The organism is Nitrosomonas eutropha (assembly GCF_900116685.1).
Taxonomy (GTDB): domain Bacteria; phylum Pseudomonadota; class Gammaproteobacteria; order Burkholderiales; family Nitrosomonadaceae; genus Nitrosomonas; species Nitrosomonas eutropha_A.
The window spans coordinates 385,409-407,106 of the sequence record NZ_FPBL01000002.1 but is presented as its reverse complement, the minus strand read 5'-3'; the positions used below and the strand labels follow the sequence as shown (position 1 = coordinate 407,106).

At 50.7% G+C, this 21,698-nt stretch carries 18 protein-coding genes; 5 read left to right on the top strand and 13 right to left on the bottom strand.

Annotation, left to right across the window (positions count from 1 at the left end; translation table 11 throughout):
- Positions 1–9 precede the first annotated feature (9 nt).
- Positions 10–2,793, top strand: coding sequence for a DUF4118 domain-containing protein (locus BM331_RS04440; protein WP_256214818.1), 2,784 nt, complete (start codon positions 10–12; stop codon positions 2,791–2,793).
- On the top strand, positions 2,790–3,551 hold the full coding sequence (gene kdpE, locus BM331_RS04435) for a two-component system response regulator KdpE (protein ID WP_083414678.1): 762 nt from the start codon (positions 2,790–2,792) through the stop codon (positions 3,549–3,551). Before BM331_RS04440 ends, kdpE begins: the two co-directional genes overlap by 4 nt.
- Here kdpE and BM331_RS04430 read toward each other — a convergent pair.
- The 4 genes from BM331_RS04430 to BM331_RS04415 all read right to left on the bottom strand — a co-directional run bounded on the left by BM331_RS04430 (position 3,523) and on the right by BM331_RS04415 (position 9,280).
- Positions 3,523–5,379 carry an AMP-dependent synthetase/ligase gene (locus BM331_RS04430; protein ID WP_083414677.1) on the bottom strand — a complete coding sequence of 619 codons (1,857 nt, stop codon included), beginning with the start codon at positions 5,377–5,379 and terminating at the stop codon, positions 3,523–3,525. The genes kdpE and BM331_RS04430 overlap by 29 nt on opposite strands.
- On the bottom strand, positions 5,376–7,712 hold the full coding sequence (locus BM331_RS04425) for an acyl-CoA dehydrogenase (RefSeq protein ID WP_074927409.1): 2,337 nt from the start codon (positions 7,710–7,712) through the stop codon (positions 5,376–5,378). The genes BM331_RS04430 and BM331_RS04425 overlap by 4 nt, the downstream gene beginning before the upstream one ends.
- Before the next feature lie 275 nt (positions 7,713–7,987).
- Positions 7,988–8,368, bottom strand: coding sequence for a DoxX family protein (locus BM331_RS04420; protein WP_074927408.1), 381 nt, complete (start codon positions 8,366–8,368; stop codon positions 7,988–7,990).
- A gap of 48 nt (positions 8,369–8,416) precedes the next feature.
- Positions 8,417–9,280, bottom strand: coding sequence for a pirin family protein (locus BM331_RS04415; protein ID WP_074927406.1), 864 nt, complete (start codon positions 9,278–9,280; stop codon positions 8,417–8,419).
- A 153-nt stretch (positions 9,281–9,433) separates the two neighbouring features.
- Between BM331_RS04415 and BM331_RS04410 the strand changes: the two genes are divergently transcribed.
- From BM331_RS04410 to BM331_RS04400, 3 genes are all read left to right on the top strand, one after another.
- A complete protein-coding gene (locus tag BM331_RS04410; RefSeq protein ID WP_256214817.1) occupies positions 9,434–10,348 on the top strand; it encodes a LysR family transcriptional regulator in 915 nt (304 codons plus the stop codon).
- Entirely contained in the window at positions 10,345–10,635 is a 291-nt protein-coding gene (locus BM331_RS04405) for a hypothetical protein (RefSeq protein ID WP_074927403.1), read from the top strand. The genes BM331_RS04410 and BM331_RS04405 overlap by 4 nt, the downstream gene beginning before the upstream one ends.
- An 88-nt stretch (positions 10,636–10,723) precedes the next feature.
- Entirely contained in the window at positions 10,724–11,419 is a 696-nt protein-coding gene (locus BM331_RS04400) for an FAD-dependent oxidoreductase (RefSeq protein WP_074927401.1), read from the top strand.
- 135 nt (positions 11,420–11,554) lie between these two features.
- Here the strand turns inward: BM331_RS04400 and BM331_RS04395 are convergent, their stop codons facing one another.
- From BM331_RS04395 to BM331_RS04360, 9 genes are all read right to left on the bottom strand, one after another.
- The gene (locus BM331_RS04395) at positions 11,555–12,538 is read right to left on the bottom strand and encodes a multicopper oxidase domain-containing protein (protein WP_074927400.1); all 984 of its coding nucleotides are present in this window, start codon (positions 12,536–12,538) and stop codon (positions 11,555–11,557) included.
- Positions 12,539–12,610: 72 nt separating this feature from the next.
- Positions 12,611–13,345, bottom strand: coding sequence for a DUF2325 domain-containing protein (locus BM331_RS04390; protein WP_074927398.1), 735 nt, complete (start codon positions 13,343–13,345; stop codon positions 12,611–12,613).
- A gap of 158 nt (positions 13,346–13,503) precedes the next feature.
- Positions 13,504–13,692 carry a hemin uptake protein HemP gene (gene hemP, locus BM331_RS04385; protein WP_074927396.1) on the bottom strand — a complete coding sequence of 63 codons (189 nt, stop codon included), beginning with the start codon at positions 13,690–13,692 and terminating at the stop codon, positions 13,504–13,506.
- A gap of 165 nt (positions 13,693–13,857) precedes the next feature.
- Positions 13,858–13,983 carry a hypothetical protein gene (locus tag BM331_RS12160; protein WP_256214816.1) on the bottom strand — a complete coding sequence of 42 codons (126 nt, stop codon included), beginning with the start codon at positions 13,981–13,983 and terminating at the stop codon, positions 13,858–13,860.
- Positions 13,984–14,036: 53 nt separating this feature from the next.
- On the bottom strand, positions 14,037–15,161 hold the full coding sequence (locus BM331_RS04380) for an ABC transporter permease (RefSeq protein WP_074927394.1): 1,125 nt from the start codon (positions 15,159–15,161) through the stop codon (positions 14,037–14,039).
- Between the two features lie 5 nt (positions 15,162–15,166).
- Positions 15,167–16,315, bottom strand: coding sequence for an ABC transporter permease (locus BM331_RS04375; RefSeq protein ID WP_074927391.1), 1,149 nt, complete (start codon positions 16,313–16,315; stop codon positions 15,167–15,169).
- On the bottom strand, positions 16,312–18,084 hold the full coding sequence (locus BM331_RS04370) for an ATP-binding cassette domain-containing protein (RefSeq protein WP_074927389.1): 1,773 nt from the start codon (positions 18,082–18,084) through the stop codon (positions 16,312–16,314). The genes BM331_RS04375 and BM331_RS04370 overlap by 4 nt, the downstream gene beginning before the upstream one ends.
- A 2-nt stretch (positions 18,085–18,086) precedes the next feature.
- Positions 18,087–19,094 (bottom strand): secretion protein HlyD, encoded by a 1,008-nt coding sequence (gene hlyD / locus BM331_RS04365; protein WP_074927387.1) that lies wholly within the window; start codon positions 19,092–19,094, stop codon positions 18,087–18,089.
- 418 nt (positions 19,095–19,512) lie between these two features.
- Positions 19,513–21,606 (bottom strand): TonB-dependent hemoglobin/transferrin/lactoferrin family receptor, encoded by a 2,094-nt coding sequence (locus BM331_RS04360; protein ID WP_074927385.1) that lies wholly within the window; start codon positions 21,604–21,606, stop codon positions 19,513–19,515.
- Between the last annotated feature and the right edge of the window lie 92 nt (positions 21,607–21,698).

Here is a 21,698-nt window from a genome sequence, read left to right as displayed (position 1 = left end):
TCAATATATATGTCTATTCCTACTTCCGCCGTGATGTCAGATGATCAGCGCCCTGATCCCGATAAACTTTTGCAACAGGTACAGCAGGAGGAAGCGCGAAAAAAACGCGGACGCCTGAAAATTTTCTTTGGTGCTTCGGCAGGGGTGGGCAAGACTTACGCCATGCTGTCTGCAGCGCACGAAGCACATGCACGAGGCATACCATTGGTGATCGGTCTGGTGGAGACACACGGTCGTGCCGAAACTGAGATGTTGGTAGCTGATCTGCCACTGTTGCCGCTCAGGGAAGTGTCTTATCGCGAGCGCGTGCTCAAGGAGTTTGATCTTGATGCCGCGCTGGCCTTTAGCGCTACACACGCTGGCGGTTCCGAGCCACCGCTGATACTGCTCGATGAGCTGGCGCACAGCAATGTACCCGGTTCACGCCACCCCAAACGCTGGCAGGACGTAGAGGAATTACTGGCTGCCGGTATCGATGTGTGGAGCACGATGAATGTGCAGCACCTTGAAAGTCTCAATGACATCATTGGTGGTATTACCGGTATTCGCGTGTGGGAGACAGTACCCGATACGCTATTCGATACGGCCGAGGAGGTGCTGGTGGTCGATTTGCCACCAGATGAGCTGCTGGCACGACTGGCTGCAGGCAAGATTTACATTCCCGCACAGGCCAAGCGTGCGGCGGTCAATTTTTTCCGCAAGGGTAACCTGATCGCGTTGCGTGAGTTAACGCTGCGCCGCACTGCCGATCGTGTCGATACCCAAATGCAGGACTGGCGGCGGATGGCAACTGGTGGCGCTACTGGCCAGCCGGTATGGGCAACACGCGACGCATTATTGGCCTGTGTGGGCCCAGGCGCAGGTGGTGAGGTGGTGGTGCGCAGTGCGGCACGCCTGGCCATGCAAACTGGTCTGTCCTGGCACACCGTATTCGTTGATGCTTCATCGCAGCAGCGCGTGGATGAAGCTGCGCGTCAGCAGGCGCTGCGCGCGCTCCAGCTGGCACAGGATCTGGGTGCCACCACCGCTACGCCCACCGGTGCCGAGGTGGCAGAGGTGCTGGTGCGCTACGCGCGCGAACATAATCTGTCACGCCTGGTGTTGGGCCGGCGCCCGGGTCGGCGGCACTGGTGGGGCATGTCGCTCACCGAACAGATGGCCGAACTGACACCCGATATGGATGTACTTCAGATCCCGCTGCCGAAAATAAAGCAGGAAGGCCGGAAAACCCGCTGGCGAGCGCCCGGTTCAAGCTCCACTCGCTGGCAGGGTTATGCCGCTGCTGTGGCAGTCTGCATCCTGATCACCCTGGCCACCACCCCGCTGCATAGTGTGTTGGAGCTGACCAATATTGTGATGCTGTTCCTGCTTGCAGTAGTAGGGGTGGCACTGCGCTACGGGCGTGGCCCCGCTACGCTGGTCGCGCTGTTGGGTGTGGCGATATTCGACTTCTTTTTCGTGCCACCGCACTTGTCGTTTAACGTCAGTGACGTGCAGTACCTGATTACCTTCGCCGTTATGCTGGTGGTAGCACTGGTGATTGGACAACTTACCGCCAGTTTGCAGGCACAGGCTAATACCGCCAGCGAACGGGAGCGGCGAGTGCGCGGGCTTTACCAGATGTCGCGAGAATTGTCGGCAGTACTGCTTGTCGAGCAGGTGGCCGAGATAGGTGCGCACTTTATGATGGCCGAATTTGCCGCCAAATCGGCTTTGCTGGTGCCTGATGATCACAATCAGCTGCAAATCCAGCCCGGAGCCAGTGCCGGTGTGGATATGGCCGTGGCGCAATGGTGCTTTGACAAGGGAGAGGTTGCCGGTCGCGGGACGCATACCCTGCCTTCCTGTGCCTGCCTGATGTTGCCGCTGAAAGCGCCCATGCGCTTGCGTGGTGTGCTGGCAGTGCAACCGGCACAACTGGTACAGACTTCCCTGTTTACTCCTGAGCAACGCCAGTTGCTGGATACCTGCGCTTCGTTGCTGGCGATTTCGCTGGAACGTATCCACTACATTCAGGTGGCGCAGGCCAGTACAGTGCAAATGGAATCGGAGCGGCTGCGAAATTCCTTGTTGTCAGCTATCTCACATGATCTGCGTACGCCGCTGGCATCGCTTGTGGGGCTGGCCGATACATTGAGTCTGGTGTCACCGCCATTATCCGTTCCACAAACCGAGATCGCCAATGCCATACGTCAGTCTGCCCAGCGGATGATTACTCTGGTTAATAATCTGTTGGACATGGCGCGACTGGAGTCTGGCAAGCTCCGGTTACATTGTGAATGGCAGCCGTTGGAGGAAGTGGTGGGCAGTGCGCTTACCGCTTGTGATCCAATATTGGGTGTTCGTCCTATTGAGGTACGGCTGGCTGAGGATTTGCCACTTTTGCATCTGGATGCTGTATTGTTTGAACGTGTATTGATCAATTTGTTGGAAAATGCGGTTAAATACACCCCGGCGGATAAAGCGGTTCATATTGGCGCAGAAGTGCTGGGTGATAATGTGTGTATAACGGTTGATGATGAAGGTCCCGGCTTGCCTGCTGGTCGCGAGGAAGCGGTGTTCGGGAAATTTGAGCGCGGCAGTAGGGAAACTGCCACACCCGGCGTCGGATTGGGGTTGGCGATTTGTCGTGCCATTGTCCAGGCGCATGGTGGCAGAATTCAGGGAGAAAACCGGATGGAACAGGGACGTGTGACTGGTACCCGGCTCATCATCACCTTACCGCGAGGTACCCCACCACTAGATGATGGCAGCCAGCTTCACGCAACGCTGCCGGATAAAGATGACGTATGAATAAAGTGCGCATCCTGATTGTTGAAGATGAGGAAAATATCCGTCGTTTTGTACACCTGGTACTGGCTGCCGAGGGCTACGAAGTGTTTGAAGCGGTCAGCCTGCAGCGTGGGTTGATTGAGGCTGGTACACGTCGTCCCGATATTCTGGTGCTGGATTTGGGATTGCCCGACGGAGACGGCATAAACTTGATTCGTGACTTGCGCACCTGGTCAACCATTCCCGTCATCGTGCTATCAGCACGCAGCTATGAAGCGGACAAGATTGCGGCACTGGATGCGGGCGCTGATGACTATCTGATCAAACCTTTTGGCACGGGTGAATTATTGGCACGAGTGCGTGCCCAGTTACGCCGACAGCACATAAAGGCGTCAACCGGCGAATCACTCATTATCTTCGGTAACATTAGCATTGATCTTGTTAAGCGCAGTGTTAACCGCGCAGGTGAAGTGCTGCATCTGACACCCATAGAATATCGTCTGCTGACACACCTTATCAGCTATCCTGAGTGCGTGCTTACCCACAAACAACTGCTACATGCCGTTTGGGGACCCGGCCATATAGAGGATACGCATTATGTACGTGTGCACATGGCCAACCTGCGTAAAAAGATTGAGATCGATCCTTCGCGTCCACGACATCTGTTGACCGAAGCGGGTATAGGTTACCGCTTTTGCAGATTGGAAAAATATCAGTCAAATGGCGGTACTACGAGTGCGATCAGCGTCGCTAATTGTTCAGATTTTCCTGGCGGCTGACATAAAGCTTGTCAATTTCGGTCTGGTAGTGTTTATAAATATTTTTTCGCTTTAATTTGAGGGTGGGAGTGAGCATTTCATTCTCTACTGTCCAGGGTTCAGGGATCAGCAGTACACGGTGAATTTTGGCGTAGCCCGGGAAGCCGCTGATCTGTCGGGCAATTTTTTCCAGAATGATTTCTTCAGCATATTCATCATAAGCCAGTGCATGCGGATCATTTTTTGCATTGCAGTGTGTAGCAACAACTTCCCATCCATGCTTGCTCAGGACAACCAGTGCGCTCAGATAAGAACGTCCTTCGCCGATAACCATGATCTGTTCGAAGATCGAGTCATGCAGAATGGCCGCTTCCATGTCGGCTGGCGGTATTTTCTCACCGGTGGACGTGACGATAATATCCTTCAGCCGACCGGTAATAGTGATTCTTCCTTGTTCATCGATCTGTGCAGTATCTCCGGAATCAAGCCACCCATCTGCAGATAAAATGGCGTGAGTGGCTTCTGGATTGTTCCAGTAACCCAGCATGACGTTAGGGCCGCGAATCAGCAAGGCATTCTGTTCGCCTAGTTTGACCTCCACTCCGGGAATAGGCTTGCCGACGCTGGCTGGAACATTATCGTTCAGCCGGTTGGCACAGACGACCGGGCTGGTTTCGGTCAGGCCGTAACCTTGCAGGATAGGTAATCCCAAGGCGATAAAAGTATGCGAAACTTCTGGCGATAATGCTGCGCCTCCGCTCATTACCTGCCACAGGCGTCCGCCCAGTTTTTCCATCACCTTGCGCGCTACCAGCCGATCAAGTAGCGGCCACAGCAGGTGCGAAATCCGCCAGCCAGTGCGCTTCTGCTGATATTCAAAACGGCTGTATCCCACATTGACGGCCAGCTTGAATAACAGTCTGGCCACTGCAGAGCCTTCGGCCAGTTTTTCCTGGATTCCCGCATAGATTCTCTCGTAAATTCTGGGTACCGAAATCAGAATGGTGGGCCGGACGATCAAGAGATCTTCCGGTAACTGGCGGGTGGAACGTGCATAGGCGATTGTTGCGCCACACAGCATGGGAGTGTAGTAGCCGGCTGTGCGCTCAAAAGTGTGGGACAGCGGCAGAAATGACAGCAATATATCATCCGGCGTCACCGTAACAATCTGTGCACAAGCATGGGCATTGGACAAAACATTGTGATGGCTCAGCATTACTCCTTTCGGGCGGCCAGTTGTACCGGAAGTGTAAATAATGGTGGCCAGGGAATCAGGCTGATTCTCAGCGAGTGGGCTATTCTCCGATTTTTCCGGCAGCCAGTCTTGCAATGCAATGGCGCGTTGGTCGCCTGTCAGATGAACGTCTTGTGAAGTGGCGTTTATAATGACGATACGCTTCAGTTGGCTAAGTTGACCGGCAACTTCGCTCAATGCATCCCACCGTACCATGTTCTCCAGCAACAGCAGACTGGCACCTGCATTATCCAGACACCAGGCGGCATTTTCAGCTCGATCCTCGATATAAAGCGGTACGACCACTAATCCCAATCCAAGTGCTGCCTGTTCAAACATGACCCATTGCGGGCAATTGCGCACCATGATGGCTACCCGATCGCCAGGAGAGAGATTTTCCCGAGAAAGCGCAGTCTGCCAGAGTTTAACAGCGCTGGCCATGTCATCCCATGTGTAATCCAGCCAGGCTTCCTGGCTGACATCGTAGTCACGATAGGCGGTTGTATGGGGGGTACGTCTGACCTGTTCCCGGAACAATCCATCGAGCGTCCGGGCCGTTTCAACGGGGATCACGCCCATGTCCCGGGATGGTGTGGCAGCGGTTAAATGATTCATGCCGGAATTTCTCCTGGTGGATTACCTGCCTGCTGCAAATCAGGAGAGAAATCATCCACCATGATGACACGGCGACGCAAGGCTTTCATTTCTGCCAATAAAGTGGCTTCTCCATCGCTGATAATACCTTGTGCCAGTGCCTGATTGATTTGTTCATCTTCGTGGGCAGTCAGGGTTTTATCTTTGACTGCTTGCCTCAGTCTGGCTTCAATTGGTTCGCAGGAGATGGCGTTAGCCATGGCTTGCCCGAGTAATGCCAGGGGGTCATCCTTGTCAACTGGCAGGTAAATTCCCGTTGTCAGGCGATCACGTGCTTCTCCTGGGGTCAGAATAAGCCGGGCGACTTGATGTGAAAGCGTATCGGAAGGCGGCTGGCAGTGCATGCCGCGCGGAAAAACCATGAGTCGCAACAGGCACCGCGTAACTTTACTTACCGGGAAATTAAGCAGGAATTCATGGAATGCCTGCTGCATGCGGTAGAGTGCATCCTGCATGGACCAGTGTAAAAATGGCAGATCGGCAGCAGGGCGGCCATCATCCTCAAAACGTTTAAGCGTGGCTGAACAAAGATACAACTGGCTGAGCACATCGCCCAGACGTGCGGAAAGACGTTCACGCCGCTTGAGTGTACCACCCAGCTTCAGCATGGCCATATCCGTTAGCAGCGCAAAGGAAGCAGAGAAACGTGTCAGCTGTCGGTAGTAATTTACAGTTTCACTGGCTGCATTTGCCGGCACTTCTTTGATCAATCGCAGGCTGAAACCAAAAATCAGGCTACAGAACGCATTGCGCAAGGTAAAGGCTGCGTGTCCGATCAATGCCTTATCAAACGATTGCAGACTGCGCTTTCTGTTTTGATCCCAGGCTGCGCTGATTTCCTGCAGCGTGAAAGGATGGGCGCGGATAGCACCCTGTCCGAAGATAATCATGTTGCGCGTCAGGATATTGGCACCTTCTACGGTGATCCCCACCGGTGTCTGCTGATAGGTGCGTGCCAGATAATTGGAGGGTCCCAGGCAAATTCCCTTGCCGCCGTGAATATCCATGGCATCGTTAATCGCTTGGCGGCTGCGTTCAGTCAGATGATATTTGACAATTGCCGAGATAACCGAAGGCTCCTCGCCTTGATCAACCGCGCCAGCAGTCATAATGCGCGCAGCATCCATCATGTAGGTGTTGCCGGCGATGCGAGCAAGTGCTTCCTCCACTCCCTCAAAATACCCAACCGGTAATCTGAATTGTACGCGCACCCGGCCATAGGCACCGCTGCTCCAGGCAGACAGCTTGGCCGCACCGACACTGGTGGCCGGCAGCGAAATCGATCGGCCGACAGAAAGACTGTTCATCAGCATGCGCCAGCCTTGTCCTGCTTTTTCCTGTCCACCAATGATCCAGGCCATGGGAATGAAAACATCCTTGCCGGAATTGGGCCCATTCTGGAAAACGCCATTCAGGGGAAAATGTCTGCGACCAATATCGATCCCCGGTGTGTTGGTTGGAATCAGTGCCAGCGTAATGCCGATATCCTTTTCACCGCCAAGCAATCCATCCGGATCATATAGTCTGAATGCGAGCCCCAGCAAGGTGGCAACCGGCCCCAGCGTGATATAGCGTTTTTCCCAGTTGATGCGTATTCCCAGTACATCCGGCTGACCATCAAACTCAGCGCGGCAGACGATACCGGTATCCGGAATGGATCCGGCATCCGAACCGGCTTCCGGCCCGGTCAATGCAAAACAGGGGATTTCAGTGCCATTGGCCAAGCGCGGCAAATAATGATTTTTCTGCTCTTCCGTTCCGTAATGCAGCAACAATTCGGCCGGACCGAGTGAGTTGGGCACCATCACCGTAACCGCTGCGGTGTTGCTGCGCGAACTGATTTTCATCACCACTTCTGAGTGCGCCAGAGCGGAAAAGCCAAGCCCACCGTATTCCTTGGGAATAATCAGTGCAAAAAAGTGGTTTTCCCGGATGAATTGCCAGACATGCGGCGGGAGATCATGTCGCTCATGCGTAATGTGCCATTCGTCCAGCATGGCACATAATTGTTCAACCGGGCCATCGAGAAAGGCCTGTTCTTCTGCGGTCAGCGTTGGTTTGGGGTAGGCCAGCAGTTTGTTCCAGTCCGGTTTGCCACTAAACAGCTCACCTTCCCACCAGACGGTACCGGCGTCGAGCGCCTCCTGCTCGGTTTGGGAAATTTGTGGCAACAGCTTGCGAAAAACTCTCAAGGCAAGGTTGGAGACAATGTTGCGGCGTAAAAACGGCACCGTGAATAACGCCACGATGAGGACAAGCAACGCGACAAACAGGAGCAAAACAAACTCGGACATGGCTTTCTCCATGAATTTTTAGTGATTATTGATCGCTACACTACCCGAGAATAGGATGCTGTCAAGATTTTGTTTATCCTGAATCCTGTTTTTTCTGCGAGGTAAGTTTTAGAAAAGAAGTTTGGGTGCCAGAAGCTGGTTGAGTTGTTTATCACCAGCGGATTTGGAGTGTACTCAAAAATCTGATTGTGCAGCACGGTACGAGAATAATCAGTGAAAAGCCCAGCTGCATGCAGCTGGGCTAATGATCAGTTTTGGATAATCTGATGATTTCATCAAGCTCTGCTGCTGCGGTTGTCCAGGCTGTAGCCACCGGCACCATGCACTACCAGCAGAGTGAAGCCACCCGCGATGGCAATATTCTTCATGAACATGATCATTTGTGTCTGATCGGCAAGATTGCTGTGAAAAATTACTGCTGTTGCCAGTGTAAACAGTGCTAGAGCGACAGATACCAGGCGGGTTTGCCAGCCAATGATGATTGCCAGACCACCACCCACTTCAAGCAGAATGACCAGCGGCAATAGTGTTCCTGGAACGCCCATTGCATCCATATAGCCTTGTGTATCTGCATAGCTACTAATTTTTGAAATACCTGCGAGTAAAAATATTTGTGCCAGAAGCAGGCGCGCGATGAATTGACCGATTTTTTCCATTTGAACCTCCTTGTCAGTAAATCAATATTTCTTAATAATACTTTTTTATTACTTGCGTTTAATCCATGCTTTATCACGCACAAATTGATTAGATTGATAATCCTGTAGCGCCTCATCAATTTGTTCGCGAGTGCTCATGACAAACGGGCCATACTGCACGATTGGCTCGTGCAACGGTTTTCCGCTGACTACAATGAAACGTGCCTCTTGTTCTCCTGCCACGAAGTCGAAAATGTTGTCATCAGTGGCCATTGCTACCAAAGAATGGAGCGCGACAGCCTGCCCGTTAAATTGTCCATTGCCTTCAAATACATAAACGAAGCTTGTGTTCTGCGCCGGTAACTGGTGCTGAAAATGCTGTCCGGGCTGTAGCTGCACATCAAAATAAGTTACCTGCGTCAAATCATCCTGGATCGGTGCAACGGTATCGCCGAAACGGCCAATTAACACTTTCAGTCGGTAGTCTGCTGTTTCTATTACCGGGAAAGCCGTTGCAGGAAATTCCTGATATTCCGGATGATCCATTTTGTTGACCGCAGGCAGGTTGATCCACAGTTGAAACCCACGCAACAAGCCATTTTCCTGTTTCGGCATTTCAGAATGAATCACCCCACTGGCCGCTTTCATCCATTGTGCTGAACCTGGTTCGAGGTTGCCGGTATTACCCATGCTGTCCTGATGCTGCATATAGCCATCCAGCATATAGGTGAAAGTGATAAACCCTCGGTGCGGATGTGACGGAAAACCGGCAATGTAATCATTCGGATTGTCACTGCTGATGTGATCCAGTAACAGGAAAGGATCATAATTGCGCAATGCTGCTGTGCCGATGGTACGGTGCACGATTACGCCGGCTCCTTCAGGCACTGCTGTCGCGGGGATAATGCGTATAGAATTCGCTAAGGTATTCATTGTTTTCTCCTTTTTCGTCCTGTCATGCATTGACAGGTTCTGCTTACCAGAAGCATTATCTACGTTGTTGTAATAAGAATAAATAGTGTTTTATGTAAATAATTGTTCTTGTATATAGAACAATAAAAGGACTCTATGGATCGATTTGAGAACATGAATACGTTTGCGTATATCGTGGAAGCGGGCAGTATCAGCGCCGCTGCAGATCGTATGGATGTGGCCAAGTCTGTCATCAGCCGACGGTTAAAGGAACTGGAAGCGCACTTGGGCGTTCAGCTATTTCATCGCACTACGCGGCAAATGAAGCTTACCGACAGCGGGCGTGCTTTTTACGAACAATCTGTTCGTATCCTCGCGGATATTCTCGAAGCCGAGCACGCCGTATCGCAATTTCATGGTGCTTTAAAAGGTAATTTGAAAGTGGCAGTTCCACTTAGCTTTGGTTTGATGCATCTGGGCCCGGCCATCACCGCATTCCTGCATACTCATCCGGATATCAAATTTGATCTGGATTTCAATGACCGTCAGGTTGATTTGCTGGCGGAAGGTTTTGATCTTGCCATCCGTATTGCCAGTTTGCCTGATTCCAGCCTGATCGCGCGTTACCTGGCACCGGTTCAAGCCGTTATGTGCGCCAGCCCGGCGTATTTGGAACACATGGGTACGCCGCAGACACCTGAAGAGCTCATCGGGCATCGTTGTCTGGCCTACAGCCTGATCAGTAATAGCGATAACTGGAATGTGTATGACTCTGCGGGACAATTGATCAAAACTAGAATTACGCCCTACCTGAAAGCCAGTAATGGCGAATTTCTGCGTGATGCTGCCGTCGATGGGTTAGGTATCGTATTGCTGCCGGCTTTCATTGTTTATCGGGAAATTGAACACGGCGCGTTGCTGGCGATATTAACGGAATATCACTATTCGCAACTGGCAGCCTATGCTATCTACCCGCAAACTCGTCACCTCTCGCAGCGTGTCAGAGCATTTGTCGATTTCCTGAGTAAGCGATTTGAAGCAATGCCTTATTGGGATTCTTGCTTGCGCCATACAAAAAAGATTTCATGAAGTTTTCTCCAAACTATCAGCTGTACGGGATGAAGCACAAAGTGCGGTTAGCGGGTGTAAATTTTTGTGATGACAACTTGGTTATAAAGCAGGAGGAAGCACAGAAGCTTGACAAGCAATCTGGGGCTGTTTTAATGCTCTTCAGTAGTGATACTGATTACAGTCAGGTGCTTCGTTTGACTGTTGCCGGTGTGGAGAGTCCGGAAAACCCCATTCCTGAGCTAGCCACTATCTTGTTGATTGGACTGGGCAGCATGATGATGCTGTGGCAGTGGCGCCGGAGCTAACAGCAGTAATCAACGCATTTGTCCGTTTTGTATAGGCGTGCAAATAGTCAAGCTAGTCTTTAAATTTTAGAGGAGGTTCAATTCAATTATGCCAACCAGTTACGATGTCAGGTTATTACAGAAAAAGGAAATAGCCGAAGGAACTATGGAATTCACGCTGGAAAAGCCCAAAGGCTTTGAGTATCGCGCGGGTCAATATGGTGATCTGGTGCTGCCGCCTTCCACTGGGCTGGATGACAGCAACAACAAACATGGTTTTTCGTTTGTCAGTGCACCATTTGAGGACACGTTGCGCATGGCCACCCGCATGCGTGATTCTCTCTATAAAAGAGCGGCAGCCAAAGTTCCGGAAGGGGTCATGGTGCAATTACTTGCGCTGTGGGGAGATTTTACACTGCAAAAAAATGAAGCTGTACCGGCAGTATTTATCACAGGTGGCATTGGTATTACACCAGTGCGCAGCATTATTGCGCAAGCCACGCATGATAAAACAAATCACAAAATTACGTTGATTTATGCCAACCGCACACCAGCGCAGGCTGCTTACACTAATGATCTGAAATGGTTTACGGAAGAAAATAAAAATTTTACTTTTGTACCGGTGTACACATCAACCCAGGGTCACGTTAATGCAGAACTCATCAAACAGCATGTACCGGATGTTGCATTGCCGCGCTATTACCTGTCCGGCCCGGAAGGTATGGTCAGAGCTATGCGTTCACTGTTGATCGAAATTGGTGCCGATGAAGATAACATCAGAACAGAAGAGTTTGAAGGGTACTAGCCCAAACATGTGACGATAAACAATTCTGCTGACATTTGCTTGTGCCTGACCTGACTTTTACATTGAAAGGGCCCGGTTCGCCCGTCGTTAGTAGTACCTTAATTTAAGGTTGCTCGTAAAAGCAGAGGTTGATTGTTATTTTACTATCCAGCGAGTAGACATTCCCGCCATCATGTGATCGTTAACGTGGCAGTGGAATAGCCAGTTGCCTGGTGAACGAGGAATCATGTCAACAGATCTCATACTGGCCGGCATAATTTCGATTACGTCAGTTCTATGGCCGCGATCCAGCACAGTCTGGCCATGCCAGTGCGCGGTATGGTTATCCACTTCATTGCCCAGTGCGATCAGATGCCAGCGGACACGCTGCCCGAATGTAGTTTCAAAGCCCGTCAAATTGCCGAAAATACGACCGTTGATCGTATGCTTCAAGCCGCTTTCCTCATCATTCTCTTCGTTGAATATCATGTATAGCGCGATAAACTCCTGATCAATATCACGCGGCACAGGACCTCTACTCGAACGTGCTTTGTTGGCAGCGGTGATAATGATGGTTCCGATCAACCCCAGGTTGATTTCGTGTTCTGCCATGACATGCGAGTGATAGAGCCAGACAATGGATGAAGGGTCATCCGGACCAGGGCCGGCATCCCGATCAACGACCCAAGTATAAGTGTAGCGACCGCCCGGCGGAATATTGCCGCCTGCACCACCATCAGCACCTTCATTATCCTTGTTATACATCACACCATGAGGGTGTATTGACAGTGGCAGATCGGTGTTATTCAGAAAATGAACCTTGATAATATCGCCCACTACTGCACGGATGGTGGGGCCCAAAATCCCCATCCATTCTGGTTGAGGTATAGGTTGAGAGTAACTGTTATCGGTATAACCGATATAGCGATATTTGGTGTAAACCAATGTATTTCCGTAGACACCCAGACCATTTTCAGGATTGATCAGATTTCCGCCAGACGGAGCATAATTCCAGTCTGTTTTTTCTGCAGCGATCCAATATTCCTGTGTTGTATTCCTGGCCTGTGCTGAAAAAGATACCACCAGCAGAGACAGAAGGATAAATAGAGCCAGATATGGCCATAAAAATTTTGTATGCATGGGTGGTGATCCTTCCTTTAATTTCCTTCCAGTGCTCAGTGCTGTTAGTAACGGGTTCTGTATCTGTGATGATCAAGTTGCCAACGGATGAGATGAACCCAGTCTGCCCGGGTAGCAGTTATTGCGGGAGAGAATTTCCACCGCCTTGCGAAAGGTGGCCAGATCTGATCGCTCCAGAATTGCACAGTATTTGCGGGTACGCTGGCAATATCGCCTGACGGTAAAAAAATCTTCATGGTTGATGCAGTCCGCCGGACAAATCACAATATTTACACAATCAAGCAGGGCGAGCAGACAATTTGCATTATCCTGCACACTACTGCGGAATGCCATAAAGTGGCCACCAGCAGCCTCAATCAGACGGTGATAATCCGGATAGAGTGCTGCACGCCCGCCTATACATAAAACAGACTGATCAACAAGATGACAGCAATCATCTTTCGGACAGTTGATAGTTGGCGTGACGGGATATGGATGTGGCCGACCTGATCTGATCCAGTGCAGGCTGGTATCAACTGGCGTTTTCAGTGTGTTGATATTGCTGTTGTAATCAATTGGGGTCTTGGTGTATGCAGGATTTTCAGGCTGAAGTCGGACTGTGTTCCCGTGCGCGGTACGTGACAAAGCTGAGCAGATCAAGTGGTACAAATGCTTTAATCTCCATCCCAGCCTTGGAACTTGTTGCTTGTCTTGATAGAAAAACGTAGTGAACACTGCTTTGCTTCGATGAATTTTGGGTAATTTGCTGGAATTTGGCTGTACATCCTGACCGACTGGCACCAATGCTGTTTTTTCCAGAAATTTCATAATCAATTCCATCTCAGAAAAAAAGGCTGGCTTGCCCCGGGAGGAGGGGCTGGCTTGCCGTCATAAATCACTGGAAGAGGAGAGAGAGAACTGCCAGTGATTGCTATGAAAGTTAATATCTATCAGCTTTGAGCGTAGATCAGAAATACGCTTGTAAATTATTTTGTCAGTATCAGTTTATCGTTGCGAGTCAGGCGTAAGTGATATTGTTCGCCCCGATGCTGAATGAGTATTTCATTGCCTATCCCGAACAAAACTTTGCTGCTGATCAACTTGATGGGAAATTGTGAAATCAGTTTGTCATTCAATTCAGAATCTGCCTGGTATTGGGTATCGATGATATTCATATCTCGTTCCAGCTGTATTGGTTAATGAGAATGATTATCATTATATAGATAAAAATAATTTGTGCAAGAGTTTTTTTGAAGAAAACTGAATTCTGGAAGGGGTACAGAGATTAATCTCTCAGGTTATTTCTCTTTTGGCGGTTTTGACTGGAGACTTTGCAGTCCTTATACCGGTAACATATCTATATTTTCCTGCTGACAGGCAGTAGCAAGGACACGATAATCGTGCTTCTGCAGACCATGAGCAGTGCAATGGCCGGTGCCGCTGGAGCGTCCGCTGATTAATGTCATTTTCTTCATTTTTCGTTTTACGTAATTTAGATTGAGAATTCAGATTCCCGTTTTTATTGTAACCGGTTACGGGTAAAGATGATTGCCATGGGCAGCGTAGTGAGGGAAATTGCTGCCAGTGGCCAGAGGTTTGCAAGGATGTCCCAAGGTGGAAGCGCCTTGAGAAAACAGCCTTCGATAATGATCAAAAAATGAGTGAGCGGGATGGCTTGAGACAGCCATTGCAACAATACTGGCATGTTTTCGATTGGCGTAGCGAAACCGGATATCAGTACGGTTGGCACGCCGATGACGAACCCACCCAAAATGGCTTGCTGCTGCGTCATACTAATGGCAGAAATTACCAAGCCAATGCCTACCGCAGACAAGATAAACAGAATGAGTCCGACCAGTAACAATCCAAATGATCCCGTAAATGGAATGTGGAAAAACCATACTGCCATACTAATCATCAGGAAAGCGAGCAGGGTGCTGATGACCAGTGCTGGCAGTGATTTGGATAAAATAATTTCCAGCGTTGAAGCAGGGGATACCAGCAGTTGATCGAAAGTCCCAAGCTCGCGCTCCCGGGCAATAGAGAGTGCTGTGATCATGAGTGCACTGAAAAAGGCGAGTGTTCCGGTCAAGCCGGGAACCATAAACCAGAGGTAAACCAGATTGGGGTTAAACCAGTGGCGTACAACTACAGATGTTTCCGGTGCCGGAACGGGGTTTGCCGTAAAGCGAATATCTTTGGCGATGGTGGAGAGATAGCCAGTAACGATTTGCCCGGAATTACTGCGCCGGCCATCAACCAGTACCTGTACATGGCCACTTCCGTTAATGGCAATCGTGCGAGAGAAATCGGCAGGAATGGTGATTGCGGCAATCACTTTTCCTTGTGTCAGCTGTTCACGTAACGCTGTATTACTGTGAACATGGTGCACATGTGCAATGAAACGTGCTGCTTCCAGATGCCATACGACTTCCTGCGCTTCTCGTCCTGTATCCTGGTTATACACGGCAATATCGACATTACGCACCTCCAGGGTAGCCGCATAAGCAAATATCAGCAGCTGCAGCAATGGTGGTACGAACACTACAACCCGGTTGCGTGGATCACGCAGGATGCAGAGCAGTTCTTTGACGAACTGGGCGTGCAAGCGAATAAGGATAATGCGGAAATTCTGGTATGACATCGTCGCTACTCCAGACTTTTACGTGTGTGGCGCTGCGCGATCAGAAAAAATACCAGACCAATTGTCGCCATACCGATCAGATCGGGGATGAAAACTTCCCAGATATCGCCTGCCAGAAATATCGTTTTCAGCGAAGAGACGAAATAGCGCGCCGGAATCAGCCAGGTAATTGCCCGGACGGGGGCAGGCATGGCATCAATCTCGAACAGGAAACCAGACAACATAAACGCGGGCAGATAACCGGAAAACAGGGCCAGCTGTGAGGCGAGGAACTGGTTGCGTGTCAGTGATGAAATCAGCAATCCCTGGCCCAGGGCCGGTATCATGAAAACAGCGGAAAGTACCAGCAATGCAGGCAGGGAGCCACGCAATGGTACATCGAACAGGAATACGGCCAGCGCCGCTGCGATCAGAGTGGATAACATGCCGAGCACGAAATACGGCAGTAGCTTGCCGGCCAGAATCTCCAGCACTGATGCCGGCGTGGACAAAATAACTTCCATCGTGCCGCGTTCCCATTCGCGTGCTACGACCAGTGCCGTCAGCAGGGTGCCAATAATAGTCATGATAATGGCAATGGCGCCCGGTACTAAGGCACTTCGGCTGGCTAGCTCGGGATTGAACCAATAACGCGGCTCCAGCTGAACAGCTGGTGTTGACATGGTTTCAGTAAAACTGGCTGCCCAGGTTTGTATAACCCCTTGAGTGTAATTGGCAACAAAATCAGCCGTATTGGGCTGCGAACCATCGGTGATGATTTGTACCAGCGGCTGGCCTGTTTCAGCAAAATGCCGTTCAAAATCTTGCGGAATGACGACATAGCCACGTAATTCACCGCTAACCAGTTTTCCAGCTATTTCGCGGCGATCATATGCGTAGGTTACATCCAGATAGAGCGTTCCGGAAAATGCATCGGCCAGCGTTCGTGCGGTTGCCCCTGGTGATTCCAGCACGACACCGATGCGTACATGGCGTACATCCAGCGATACAGCGTAGGCAAACAGGAACAGTAGAATCAGCGGTAAAACCAGTGCGATTAGCAGCGTTGACGGATCGCGTATTGCCTGCAGACTTTCCTTGCGTACCAAAGCCATAAAGCGCACCGGATCAAAGTGACGTACCGTTATTTTCTCCTGGCCGGATGCGCTGTTCATATTTCTATCTCATCGGTGAGTGCCGAGGTTTCTATCAGATGAATAAAAGCATCTTCCATGGTTGGGTCAGGACAGTTGGCGCTGGCGGCATCCCGTTTAAGTGCGTCAGGCGTATCCAGTGCAATCAGGCGTGCACGGTAGAGTATTGCTACGCGATCACAGTATTCAGCTTCATCCATGAAGTGGGTAGTAACCATGATTGTCACGCCTTTGCGTGCCAAGCCGTTGATATGCGTCCAGAATTCACGTCGTGTAATTGGATCAACACCTGAGGTTGGTTCATCCAGAAACAGTACCGGTGGACGATGCATTAGTGCACAGGCCAGTGCCAGGCGCTGTTTGTGTCCCAGTGGCAGTGAGCCGGGTGCGACAGATAACCAGCGGCGCAGATCGAAGATACTAATCATTTCTTCGATACGATCGCGCCGTATGTTGCTGCCTAATCCATATACCCCGGCGGAGAATTCCAGATTCTGCTGCACTGAAAGCAGATCGTAGAGTGAAAATTTTTGTGCCATGTAGCCCAGCTGTGCTTTTGCAATACCGGGTGCCCGGCGCAGATCCAGCCCGACAACATGTGCTTCGCCACTGGTGGGTTTAAGCAATCCGCACAACATTTTGAAAGTGGTTGATTTACCTGCGCCATTCGGGCCGAGCAACCCAAAAATCTCACCTTTATGTACTTCGAAACTGACGTTGTCAGTTGCAATGAAATCACCAAAACGTTTTGTCAGGTTATGGCAGGAAACAGCACTGCTGGTAGTTAATTCAACAGGTGGTAGATGTTCAGCCAACGCTGATGTGCCACCTGGTCCGCCACCCAGCAGATCAATGAAGGCATCTTCAAAACGGGCTGGAACAGGCACCAACTGCGCACCGGTTCGATTAGCCAGCATCTGAATCTGCTCAGGGCTTGAGCCAACACGCAATACCAAGCGCACGCTGGCACCCTGAATAACACCATCGCTGACACTGTCCAAATCTAGTGCCTCAGCAAGTACAGCACGGCGCTGCGTGCCAACCGCTTCCAGTCGAAAGCTGCGATTCCTGAGATGTTGGGTTAATTCTCCGGGAGGGCCATCAAAAGCGAACTGGCCTTCGTTGAGTAGCAGCACGCTGTCGCAGCGCTCAGCTTCATCAAGATAAGCTGTGGACCAGATAACCGCCATGCCTTCGCCGGTCAGTTCCTGCACCATATGCCACAAATCCTGTCGGCTGACCGGATCGACGCCGACACTGGGTTCATCCAGTAACAGTACCTTAGGACGTGCCATCAGGGCACAGGCCAACCCCAATTTTTGTTTCATGCCACCAGAGAGTTTTCCGGACAGACGTTTGGTGAAAGGCGCAAGACGGGTGAAATCAAGGAGTCTGGTAAACAGAGCAGTCTGCTGGCTGGTATCCATGCCGCGCAGTTGTGCCTGCAGGTGCATGTTCTCTATCACAGTCAGGTCTTCGTACAAACCGAAGCGTTGCGGCATATAGCCACTTATGACATGAATCGCGTCATTGTTTGTCACTACATCAAAGTCGGCTAGCGTGACATGGCCAGTATCTGGCCTCAACAAACCGGCCAGAATTCGTAGCAAGGTGGTTTTACCAGCACCATCCGGGCCGACCAGGCCGGTCAGGCGACCGTAGAAAATCTTTGCGCTCAGGTCACGCAAAGCATGTACGTTGTCAAAATGCTTATTGAGCTGATCGATAACAATGGCCGCTTTGTCATGTTCTGTAGCAGCAGAAACTGGCGGGATCGCTGCGGTATACATATTCAGGAACCTTCGGCGGACAGATCAGCTGTCGGGCGGGTATCCACTTCCACTGTAACCGGCATACCCTGTCGTAATGCGGGATCAGCATCATTTACTACGATCCGCAGACGATAAACCAGATCAGTGCGTAGCTCGGTAGTTTCTACTGTTTTGGGCGTGAATTCGGCGCGTGGCGAGATAAAACCAATCTGGCCGTGATAGATCTTCCTTGAGGAATCGCTGCGTATCTGAACGGGTGCGCCGGGTGTTATACGACCTAGCACGGTCTCGTTAATATAAGCACGCACGTATACCGGATGATCAAGACTCAAATTGTAGATGGCGTTCTGGCTGGCAACCATACTGCCGGGCTCACGTATTCTGGCAATTACTGTGCCATCACTGGGCGCATAAAGCTCGGTATCAGCCAAAGCTGTGGTTGCCTGATCCTGGGTAGCAATTGCAGCGGCTAACTGTGCATCGGCTGCTGCAATATCTTCCTTGCGAAATCCTTCTTCTGCCTGGGATAAGGCCGCTTTGGCTGCTCTGACTCCGGCGACGGCCTGGTCACGCGCAGCACGGGTGCTGTCTACATCATGTTGGCTGCTTGCTCTGGATGGGAGCAGTTTGCTGACGCGCACATAATCATGTTCAGCCCGGTGTGCGAGTGCTTGCGCCTGTTTGAGCGCTTCCCGTGTCTGGGTGATTTCCTGCGGACGTAAACCGCTATGCATTTTAGCCAGCTCAGCTCGTGCCACCTGCACCGATGCCTGTGCAGCGGCTAGTGCCTCCTGATACGGTTGTGCATCAAGTGTTGCCATGCGTGTGCCTGCCACAACGAAATCCCCTTCATCGAACAGAACCTGTGCGACACGCCCTGGTTGGCGAAAAGCGAGTTGCACCTCTCTGATATCAACGTTGCCATATAGATATAGCAGGTTCTCGTTCTGATCAGTGCGCTGTATCCATGCGAAGATACCACTGCCCACAATGAGAAGCATAATAATGAGAGCCAGAATACGTTTCATGGTAGGTGGTAATTCGTCATATCGTCTCGTTCATTCTGTACAGCTGAAGTTAGAAGAAAATACACTGTTGCCCGCCTAACTGCAAAAATATACCGCTACCAGGGAAGGTGGGAGAAAAGGGGAGGGCAGGAGAAAGAGATGGAAACCCTTTGGGTGAACAGTATCCGGAAAGACTGCAATCTCTTTGTAGTGACAGGCAGGACAAGTTGTTCAGTGATTATCAGAGTAAAGTTCTACTGATTATGAACATCGCCAGTCAGCGCGGTTTTATGCTGCAATATCAAGGGCTGGAAATGCTTTCGCCACTATCAGGAAGATAAATCGGAATCACCGGCCGGTGATATTGAACAGCTACTGTAACCTGCCCACATCATTCAGATTCAAGCTCCTATATGAGCAAAACTGGACAGCACACGAATCAGAACTGATAAGAGACCGCCAGTTTGTAGTTGCGCCCCGGATCTTTCAGTACGTTGAGGTGACGGCGATAATCCTTGTCAGTCAGATTGTCGATTCCAAAATCAAGACGTAGCCCTTTAGTTGGGCCGTTTTGTGGTAGCCAGGTCAGTGTCAGGTCGTGCAATGTATAGCCTGGAGTAGGTGTGCCGCCTGTTGGTACTCGGTTTTGCGCATCAACGATACTGCTGCGCCATCCCAGGGAAAGATCATAGGTTGGCCAATTTAACCCGGCCATTACAATCCATTTATCCGGCTGAACATTGGACAATACCCCGCCATTCGTCCGGTTATGACCTCGTGTCTGAGCGTAAGAGAAGCCGGTGTAGCCATATTTTGCTGCGTAGCTGGCTTCTAATTCAAACCCTTTCAGTAGGGCATCGTGTACGTTGTCACTGGTCGTGGTGCCGCCTCTGCCGGGGTTGCCAGGAACCGGGCGAAAGACAAAATCAACCATCAGATCAACGAAATTTCTAACCTTATTATGAAAATAGGTTCCACGCATTGTCAGTTGATCGTTTTCAAACAGCAGATCTGATTTTTGTATGCGCGCACCGATTTCCTTGTTAAAGGCAGTTTCCGGCTTGAGATTAGAATTGGGTACAAACAGATTGGCGCACCTTGGTCCGCAAGTGAAATGTGTGCCGGTCGTGAACAGTTCGCTTAGTGTCGGTGCGCGAAATGCTTCGCTATAGCCGCCAGTAATCGACAGCCACTCGGTTACCTTAAGCAATCCGCCAAGTTTAAAATTGACGCGATTGTTTTGATTGGAGCTGACAGACATGCCATCTGCCTTGCTGCTGAAATAATCCCAGCGCACACCGGGGATGAGTGACAAGCGTTCCCACAGCGTGATCTCATCCTGCAGATACAGCCCGACGACATCTGATTCTCCCCGGGGGAATTCCGGTCGTGTAGCGCCATTGCGTTTCCCCCTGGCTTCATTATGAAAATAATCAACGCCATAGGTAATCAACTGGGTTGTAAAACTGTTCAGCACAAGATGGGAACTGTTGTGTGCATTGATGCCGGTCGTGGAGAAGTCGGTTTCATCACGCCGCCGGTCGAACAGCCGTTTCTCAAGACTGTAGGTGGTGTTATGGTAGACCAGCACTTCGGGATTGAGCCAGGCATTATCCACGTTTTCATAACGATAGCGCAGGGTATAGTTGCGCTGCTCGGTATCCCGGTCCACCAGTGTGTTGGCCGTAGAAGCAGCTTGCGAATTGGAAGGTACTTTCCCGGCCTGATCGAACGTTTGTGCAGAAAACGTGAAGTGATGATCGCCTGGTGTCCAGTTAAATTTGGCCAGACTGGCATAGGATTCGAAGCGGGAATTTTGCAGTTTGGAGCCGTCACCGTGACGGATGTCATCGGCTGCATTACGGTAGGAAAAATCAAGCAGATAGTCGAATTGTTCTCCAACCAGCCCGTAAGCACTGATGCCGGGGATATATTGCTCGTTCATGCTTTGAAATCCCCCGCGAACTTTCATGCCGAAACGCTCATCAGGGCGCAGCAGATCGGTCGCATCCAGTGTGGTAAACGATATCACTCCACCCAGCGCACCACTGCCCCATACAGCAGAAGCTGGTCCACGCATGACATCCACACGTTTGAGCAGACTGGGGTCGGTAAAGATACGAGCATTGTGACCACGGTTAAAATCCTGCCTGGCACCATCCAGCAGGAACAGGATGCGATTATCTCCCATGCCGCGTATGGCCGGATTCAGTCCCAGATTACGCGGCCCACCGCCCAGTTCAACGTTAGGCAGGTAGCGTAGTACGTCGCCAATATCGGCTGCTTGTCGGGTCCGTATCTGCTCGGTATCGACCACACTGACTGATTCAGGCACTTCGCTTACCTTTCGGCTGGTGCGGGTGGCGGTAACGGTGATTTCCTTCAAGTCAGCGGAAGCCAGTCTGTTTTCAGATTTTGCGCCAGCTGATGCTGTCTGCGCATGAACAGGATTGGAAAGCATCGATACAGCCATGATGATTGAAAAATACGAAATGTTAGGTGCGGCTGGATAATGCTTGAATCTTGATGACATAAAAAACACTTCCTCCAGAAATGAGTAATTTCTGGCTGGCTGGCGTGGTGCTGGCTGGCTGGAACAGCGGCTTTTGTTGCCGCAATAATATT